The sequence below is a fragment of the Corallococcus sp. 4LFB genome (genome assembly GCF_046520365.1).
Taxonomy (GTDB): Bacteria; Myxococcota; Myxococcia; order Myxococcales; family Myxococcaceae; genus Corallococcus; species Corallococcus caeni.
Genome location: NZ_JBKGHJ010000003.1, coordinates 49745 through 57710 on the forward strand (window position 1 = coordinate 49745; position 7966 = coordinate 57710).

Genomic DNA, 7966 nt, shown 5'->3' on the forward strand with positions numbered 1-7966 from the left:
TGAGCACCTTCGATGACGACACCTTCTGACACCACTCCAAGCACTCCCAACCCCGACGCCATTCGCGCTACCTGGCAGTGGCTCGCGCACGCACAGCACGGAGTAAGCGAAGTCCGCGTCATCCGCCCGGGCGGCGGAGGCCTTCTCGGCCTGGGCTTCTTCGACGACGAGGAGGCCTTCGTCGCGGCCTGCGTGGCGGCCAATGCCGGTGGCAACGTGTACGTGGGCATCCAGCCTCGACCCCGGCGCCTGCTCGAGCTGGCCCCCAACGCCCTCCGCCCATTGAGGACCGGGGCGGGCAGCAAAGACATCGAGGTGGTGACGGCCACGGTGGTGGACCTGGACCCCGTGCGCCCCAAGGACACGGCCAGCACCGAGGACGAGCTCTCGCTGACGCTCCAGGTGGCGGAAGCCGCCGCGGCCTGGTGCGAAGCGCAGGGCCTCGTCCGTCCGCGGCTGATGATGAGCGGCAACGGGGCGCAGCTCTGGTTCGCCCTGCCGCCGCAGTCCCTGGAGGGCGAGAGCCACGAGCGCGTGCAGGCGGGCCTGAAGGCCTTCGAGGCCGAGTTCCGTGCCCGCTTCGCCTCCGAGCGCGTGCGCGTGGACTCCATCCACGACGTGGCCCGCATCATCAAGGTGGTGGGCACCGTCAGCCGGAAGGGGACGGGGTCGGCGGAGCGGCCTCACCGAGCAGCTCGGGCGCTCGCCAGCTTCGAGCGCGTCGAGGATCCGCAGCTCCTGGAGCGCCTGCTGAAAGCGCCGAAGCCGCCGCTGGAGCCGAACCAGGCGCATCCAGCCCAGGTGGCGATGCCGCTGGCGCCCTCCGCCTTGGTACCGCAGGGGACAGTGAAGGCCCGCCGGACGGAAGCCGGGGAGTACGACTGGGCGCACCCGGTGGAGATGTGCGGCCCGGTGCAGCGCCTGTGGGAGCAGGGGGCGGAGGACCGGAGCGTCGCCATCTTCAACATGGTGCGCTTCTTCACGCACAAGGGGCTGGGGCTCGACGAAATCACCGAGCTTGTCCTCGAGTACGACAGGCGCGGCCTGGGTAAGCTGAAGGGCCGGGACGGCACCGGCTACATCCGCAAGGCCTACGAGAAGGTGGTGGCTACCGCTCGCGAGGATGGCGCCGTGGCGCCGCCCTGCCACTCCCTCCAGGGGCTGGGCTACTGCCGAGTGAATCGCGAGCCGGACGTGCGCTGCGAGCTGTACGACGTCGTCTTCGACATCGAGGCGGCTGTGGAGCGCCTGGCCACGGTGCCGGCCCAGGACGTGGAGTACCGCCTCAAGCCAATTCTGGAGGCCATCGCCCACCGGCCACCTTCCGCGCAGGAGAAGTACCTGGCGCTGCTGGAGGTGCGCACGGGCCAGCCCGCGCAGAAGCTTCGGCTGTCCATGGCCCGCGCCGTGCGCACTTCAGCGGCGGGCGCGGGCGCGGCGAGCGCGGACTCCAATGGAGGTGGGAAGGGCGGCAGCGGCGACGACACCATCGACGGCGAGGTGTTCGAGGACGCGTACTGCTACTACACGGTGACGCAGCGCGGAGAAGCGAAGGCGATTTCCTCCTTCACCTTCACCCCGCAGGCCCTCGTCGAAACCGAGGAGGGAGAGGTGTTCCTCGGGGACGTCCGCACGGACAAGGGCACCCACCTGGACGGAGCGCGCTTGCCGCGCCGGGCCTTCAACTCGCGCAAGGAGCTGCTGCACCACCTGCCCTCCGTCCACACGCAGTGGACGGGCAGCGACAACAACGTGCAGGGACTGCTGCGCGCGGTGGCGCGGCGTGCGGTGCCGCGGCTGCCGGGCACCAGCGTCCTGGGGGACTTCAAACAGGGGGCGCACCATGTGTGGGTGGCGCCCGGATGCACCATTGGGAAGGAGGGTTTCCTCTCCCCGTCGCCCGTGGCGTACCTGCCCAATGGGGCGTCACTCGAGTCGCGTGTCCGCTACGAGGCAACGGACGACGACAGCTTCCACGACGTGGCGCGCACGGTTTTCGAGTACCTGCCGCGAATCAACACGCCGCAGGTGGTGCTGCCCATGCTGGGGTGGTTCTTCGCCACGCCGCTGAAGCCGCGCTTCCTGGAGAAGGTGGGCTCCTTCCCCATTCTCTTCTCCTACGGGACACAGGGCAGCGGCAAGTCCAGCACCTGCACGGAAGTCTTCTGGCCGCTGGCTGGGGTGCCGGCCTCGGATGCCTACAGCGTGACGGAGACGGAGTTTGCGTTGGTGAAGCTGCTGTCCTCGACGCGCTCCGTGCCGGTGGTGTTGGACGAGTACAAGCCCCATGACATGCCGCCGCCGCGCCTCCACCTGGTGCACCGCTACATGCGGCGCCTCTACCGCGGAGAGACGGAGGAGCGGGGCCGGCCGGACTTGACGGTGTCCACCTACCGCCTGCAGGCGCCGCTGTGTGTCTGCGGAGAGACGCGGCCCACGGAAGCGGCACTCGTGGAGCGCATTCTTCCCGTCAGCCCGGAGAAGGCGACGGTGCAGCAGCCGGCCTACCGGGCGGCCTTCCGCGAGGTGACGTCCGTGCGCCTGGCCCTCTTTGCCCCTCGCTACATTCAATTCTGCCTGGGGCGGGACTTCGACGCGGACTACCGCGTGGCCCGCGCCGTCGCGGACGACTTCGTGAAGGGGCGACAGGTGCCTCCGCGCGTCACCGACAACGTGACGGCCATGCTGCTGGGCATTCACCTCTTCGAGGAGTTCGCCCGAGAGTGTGGCTACCCGTTGCCCGCCGACTTGGGCGCCCGTGAGGCCGTGGACGCCGTGCTGAAGGACGTCCTCGAGGAAGAGGAAGGCGTGCGAAACGCCCTCGACGTCTTCGTCCAGAAGCTGTCCACCATGGCGATTCAGGGCGAGCTGAAGCACCGCGTGCATTACGCCTTCGTCGAGGGACGGCTGTGCCTCCACTTGGAGTCCGCCTACGACGCCTACCGGATGTACAGCAAGCGCACCGACTACCGGGGAGAGATGGTGGACACGAAGGCGCTGCGACGCCTCATTCACGAAAACCACCGCGCGGGAGGGTACGTCGTTTCCCCCAGCGAGCGCGTCTGCTTCGCCGGCAAGTCCCTGCGCAGGTGCGCCCTGGTGATTGATGTCGCGAAGGTGCCCTTCATCTCCGCGGACGACTTCCCACACGTCGAGGAGGCAAGCCGTGGGTGGCGTGGCCAGGGCTATGGCTTCGCGGAGGAAGGGCGTCCTGAGTGAGTGGTTTCAAGCAGGCGGTTGGGTGGAGACCCATTCTTGAGGTGGAGTCATGACAAGGCTGTCGCGTAGCAAGCTGTGGGCGGAGTTTCTTCAACGTCTCGCGTCGGAGATGGAGCCGCTGACCCCCGTGATTCATCAGGGCCGGCGGCTGGTATGGCGGCAAGGGGAGTGGCTGAACCGGGTGGACCTCTCGCGCCACTCCTGGCCGGACAGGCATTTCCCCGAGGCGCCGCCGGTGACGCGGATTTCGATGAACCGACTCAATTTTGAGCCCCCCGAAGCCATGCTGCGTCGGTTTGGCCTCAGCGGGGTGACACACCCCTTGGGGGAGCCGCGCCTGCGCCTGGAGTGGACTGTCTACGGGGAGGAGTTGCTCGCCTTCGCGAGCTGGATGCCGCTGCTGATTCGTGGCCGGCTAAACCCGTGTGAGCCGATTCCACTGCCCCCGCACCCGAGCCACGTCTTCAATGGAGGGCTGCGGAGGACGAGCTATGCATGGACGGCCACGGCGTGGGAAGTCTACGCGCGTTGGCGGAGGACGGACGTGAGCCTCCCATTCATGGCGATTCCCGCCGACCGGGTGAAGCCGGCACGGGCCCTGACGAGACTCCTCCGTCTCCCCTCCTGAATTGCTTCCCCCTGCGGCCCCTGCCGGCCTCGGCAGGGAGGTGCTGCGATGCGCGGTGTTTCTCGTTTGGCGAGTGGCGTCGTCCTGGCGGGAGTGCTGCGGGTGCCATGTGTCCCCTCGATTTCGCTCCTGGGCCTTTGTCATGACGATGGATACGAGGATGTCGAATCAACATGAGGTTGAGGTTTCAGCCAAGGGGCGCTCCAGCACCCCGAAGCAGCGCCAGGACGAAGCGGTGGACGTCCTCGCCGATGCCCTCTGGGAGCTGTGGCTGCGTCGCCATGCGCAGCCGCAACGACAGGCGCCCGCGTGGGGCGCGGAGGAGAGCGCGCATGGCTGAGCCGCGGACTCTCGACTTGTCTTCTTTTGGGGACAGAGCGTCCATGGTTTTCGCCCGAGGGCCTGCTGCCCGGGGCAAAGGAGACAACACCATGGCGAAGAAGGGGACTGCACGTGCCGCGCGCAAGGAGCTCGCGGACGTGCCACAGCAACTGGCCGCGCTGGCCAGCATGTCGGTGCCGGATTTGGCGGAGAAGTACCAGGAGCTGTACGGCGAGCCCACGCGCAGCCGCAACCGGGACTACCTGAAGAAGCGCCTGGCCTTCCGCATTCAGGAGCTGGCCGAAGGGGGGCTCTCCGCGCGCGCTGTCACACGCATCTCGGAGTTGGGCGACAAGCTGCCCGAGCGCTGGAGGATGCGACAGGTGGAGGAGACGAAGCCCGCAGCACCGCCTCCGCCTGCCGCTGCGGACGTACGCGCACCCGCTGCGGACGGGCGCGACGCGCGCCTGCCCCCGCCGGGCACGGTGCTGACGCGCGTCTTCAAAGGCACGCAGCACCGGGTGACGGTGCGCGAGGACGGAATTGAATACGAGGGCCAGCTTCACCGAAGCCTCTCCAGCGTGGCCAAGCTGATTACGGGCACGGCCTGGAATGGCTTCACCTTCTTCGGCCTCAAGGACGGCAGCCCGAAGGCGGTGACGCCATGAGCGGCCCTGCCTTCTTCCAGACGCACATGGGGCAGCGCTTCTACGAGGGGACGATGCCGCAGCTCGTCCGAGAACTGCGGCGCCTCAACGACAACCTGGAGCGGCTGGTGACGGTGGCGGAGCAGCTCGCCGGGCAGAAGCCGGCGCCGAGCGTCGAGCCACGGGAACCGTCGCCCGGGGATTCGGAGGGGCCATGAGGAAGAGCAAGTCGCCACCCACGGACGCGAAGCGCTGCGCCGTCTACACGCGCAAGTCCACTGCGGCGGGCCTGGAGATGGCGTTCAACTCGCTGGACGCCCAGCGAGAGTCCTGTGTCGCCTACGTGCAGCGCCAGCCCGGCTGGACGTTGGTGGATGAAAGCTACGACGACGGTGGCTTCACCGGCGCCAACATGGAGAGGCCCGCCTTCCAGCGGCTGCTGCAGGACGTCGACGCGGGCCGGGTCGACGTCGTGGTGGTGTACAAGGTGGACCGCCTCTCCCGCAGCCTCCTCGACTTCGCGAAAGTCATGGAGCGCCTCAACACAGCGGGCGCTTCCTTCGTCTCGGTGACGCAGAACTTCAGCACGGCGGACGCCATGGGGCGGCTGACGCTGAACATGCTGATGTCCTTCGCCGAGTTCGAGCGGGAGATGATTTCGGAGCGCACGCGGGACAAGGTGGCCGCTGCGCGCCGCAAGGGGCTGTGGACGGGGGGACGCGCGCCGCTCGGCTACGACGTGAAGGATAAGCGCCTCGTGGTGAATGAGTACGAGGCGGTGGTGGTGCGGGAGGCCTTCGAGCTGTACCTCCAGCACCAGCAGGCCTCGACGGTGGCGCGCCTCCTCAATGAGACGGGGCGCAAGACGAAGCGGCACGAGGCCCAGAGCGGTGCCACGCGCGCGGCTCGAAAATGGACGACGCAGGATGTGCTGCGCCTCTTGAGGAGTCCCCTGTACGCAGGCTTCGTGCCGTATGGCGACGAGATGCACCCGGGAGAGCACTCGCCCATCGTGGACAGGGCCACCTTCCATCAGGTGCAGGACATGCTGGAGGGCCGTGGCCCCGGCATCCAGTACCACGGGCGCAACCCTGACTACGTGCTGCGAGGCCTGTTGCGCTGTGGCCTGTGTGGCGAGGCAATGACGCCCGGCAGCACGCGCAAGGGAGCGCGTGAGTACCGCTACTACCGCTGCATCACCCGGGACAAGCAGGGGAAGGAGGGGTGCCGGGCTGCTTCCCTTCCGGCAGCCGCCTTGGAGGACTTCGTCGTCGCGCGGCTGAGGGAGGTTTCGGTAGGTGAGGGCTTCGCGGCACAGGTACACGCCCGCCTCACGGCGCGGATGGAGGAGAAGCACAAGGCCCTACGCGCCGAGCGCGCGCAGCTTCCGAAGGATTTGGGCAAGCGCGCTGGGGAGTCCGGGAAGTGGGTGGACTCCCTCGCCAAACTGGAGGGCCCCGCCCGACGCCTCCTGGAGGAGAAGCTGACGGCTGCGGAAGAGGAAGTCGCCGGCATGAGGAAGCGGTTGGCGGAGGTGGAGCGCGCCCTGGACGCCATGGAGAGGGAGAAGGTGGAGGCGGAGTGGGTGGCCCAGGCTCTGGCGGACTTCGACGCGGTGTGGGACGCCCTGACGGCGACAAACCGTGGGCGCCTGCTGCGAGCCCTCGTTGGCCGGGTGGTGGTGAACGAGGCGACGGGGCAGGTTGACGTCTACCTGTCCCATGCCGGTGAGTCGACAGCGCCCGCGCGCGAGGAGGCGGCAGCGTGAGCGCGAGCCCTGAATCCCAACTGGCGGAGGCTGGCCTCGTCAGCGCGCACTTCCACCGCGTGCACCGCGCGAAGGTGCGCTTCCGAGAGGGGGCGCCGCCGTCGCCGCGAGAGGTGGCGCGAAGGCCCGCGCGCGTCGCGCGAATGCTGGCCCTGGCGCACCATGTGGAGTCCGCCATTGAGCGGGGGCTGGTGGCGAGCGCGGCTGACGTCGCCTGCCAGTTGGGCTTTACCCGGGCGCGTGTGACGCACCTGTTGGACTTGCGGTTGCTGGCGCCCGACATCCAGGAGGAGGTGCTGTTCCTCGAGGCCGTGGATGGGGCGGAGCTCCTCAGCGAGCGAGTCCTCCGGGCCCTTGCACACGCGGGGACGTGGGCGGTGCAGCGCGAGCGCTGGCGCGAGGTGAAGGCTTCATTCTGAGACGGGAGTCCGAATACGCGGACTCCTTGGTGTAGCGTGAGTGCAAACGGCTGTATGTGGTGTTGAAGAATATGTGGGCCGGGTGGTCCGCGAGGAAAGTGAGCGAGAGCACATGCAGAACGACATGAAGAGTGCCATTCAGGCTGCTGTGGAGGAGGGGGTAGCGAAGGCGATGGGCCGGCAGTTGGAGCTGCTGGAGAAGATTGCTCAGTTCCTGGGCATTGAGGTGGGTCCGACTCCTGCGGCGTCCGCGCCGAAGCGAGCCTCCGTGCCTCCTCCCGCGTCGAAGCGCCCGCCCGGGCCCGCGCCGAAGCGCCCGTCCTCGGTGCCTGTGAGGAAGTGGGTGAAGCCGGAGGCCGCGCCCAAGCCCACGAGGACGAAGGCCGCGCCCCAGAATCGCCGAGGCCGCCCGCGTGCGGCGCGGCGCACAACGACGGTCGCCGCCCCCAGCTCCAATCCCAACCCCGCGACGTCCGTCGCATACGAGGTGGGACAGGAGGTGCGTTACAAGCAGGGGCGGGGCGGCTTCTCGGCGAAGGTGAAGTCCATCGACGCGAAGGCGAAGACGGTGACGGTGGAGCGCGTCTCAGATAACAAACAGGTAGTGCGCCCCTTTGACAAGGTGACGCCAGCCTGAGTCTGGGCCGCGAAGCGCCTTCTCCGGAGGGCGCTCCTGCGGCAAGTAACCCAAGTGCGCGAGCGACGCCTTCGCCCGGCGCACCGCTGGGCAAGGCGCTCCGCGCTCGTTGCTACGGCTCGTCGGCCATGTCTTCGAGCTGCCCCTCGGCGAGGGCGCGGTAGTGGGGCACGACTTCCACCGCGAGCACGTTCCGCATCTCCTGGCGGGCGCTGCCGAAGTCCCCTTTGTCCTTGTGCTGGTACATCCGGTGCAGCGCGTCCATGAGCCTGTGGGAGCCTTCTCGGATGCGCCGGGACTCCTCGCTCAAGAGGCCCAACGCACCCT

8 protein-coding genes are annotated in these 7966 nt (G+C 68.3%); 7 read left to right on the forward strand and 1 reads right to left on the reverse strand.

The window, feature by feature from the left end; genetic code table 11:
- Positions 1-12 precede the first annotated feature (12 nt).
- The 7 genes from ACLEQD_RS00875 to ACLEQD_RS00905 all read left to right on the forward strand — a co-directional run bounded on the left by ACLEQD_RS00875 (position 13) and on the right by ACLEQD_RS00905 (position 7639).
- Positions 13-3219 carry a hypothetical protein gene (locus ACLEQD_RS00875; protein ID WP_410380969.1) on the forward strand — a complete coding sequence of 1069 codons (3207 nt, stop codon included), beginning with the start codon at positions 13-15 and terminating at the stop codon, positions 3217-3219.
- Positions 3220-4007: 788 nt separating this feature from the next.
- Entirely contained in the window at positions 4008-4187 is a 180-nt protein-coding gene (locus ACLEQD_RS00880; protein ID WP_410380971.1) for a hypothetical protein, read from the forward strand.
- 91 nt (positions 4188-4278) lie between these two features.
- Complete coding sequence (locus tag ACLEQD_RS00885) at positions 4279-4836, forward strand: DUF2924 domain-containing protein (protein WP_410380973.1); 558 nt, start codon at positions 4279-4281, stop codon at positions 4834-4836.
- Complete coding sequence (locus ACLEQD_RS00890) at positions 4833-5033, forward strand: hypothetical protein (protein WP_410380975.1); 201 nt, start codon at positions 4833-4835, stop codon at positions 5031-5033. The genes ACLEQD_RS00885 and ACLEQD_RS00890 overlap by 4 nt, the downstream gene beginning before the upstream one ends.
- Entirely contained in the window at positions 5030-6583 is a 1554-nt protein-coding gene (locus ACLEQD_RS00895; protein ID WP_410380977.1) for a recombinase family protein, read from the forward strand. Before ACLEQD_RS00890 ends, ACLEQD_RS00895 begins: the two co-directional genes overlap by 4 nt.
- Positions 6580-7002 (forward strand): hypothetical protein, encoded by a 423-nt coding sequence (locus tag ACLEQD_RS00900; RefSeq protein ID WP_410380979.1) that lies wholly within the window; start codon positions 6580-6582, stop codon positions 7000-7002. Before ACLEQD_RS00895 ends, ACLEQD_RS00900 begins: the two co-directional genes overlap by 4 nt.
- Before the next feature lie 112 nt (positions 7003-7114).
- Positions 7115-7639, forward strand: coding sequence for a PspA (locus ACLEQD_RS00905; RefSeq protein ID WP_410380980.1), 525 nt, complete (start codon positions 7115-7117; stop codon positions 7637-7639).
- A gap of 112 nt (positions 7640-7751) precedes the next feature.
- Here the strand turns inward: ACLEQD_RS00905 and ACLEQD_RS00910 are convergent.
- A partial coding sequence (locus tag ACLEQD_RS00910) for a DUF2379 family protein (protein ID WP_410380982.1) occupies positions 7752-7966 on the reverse strand: 215 nt, incomplete at its 5' end.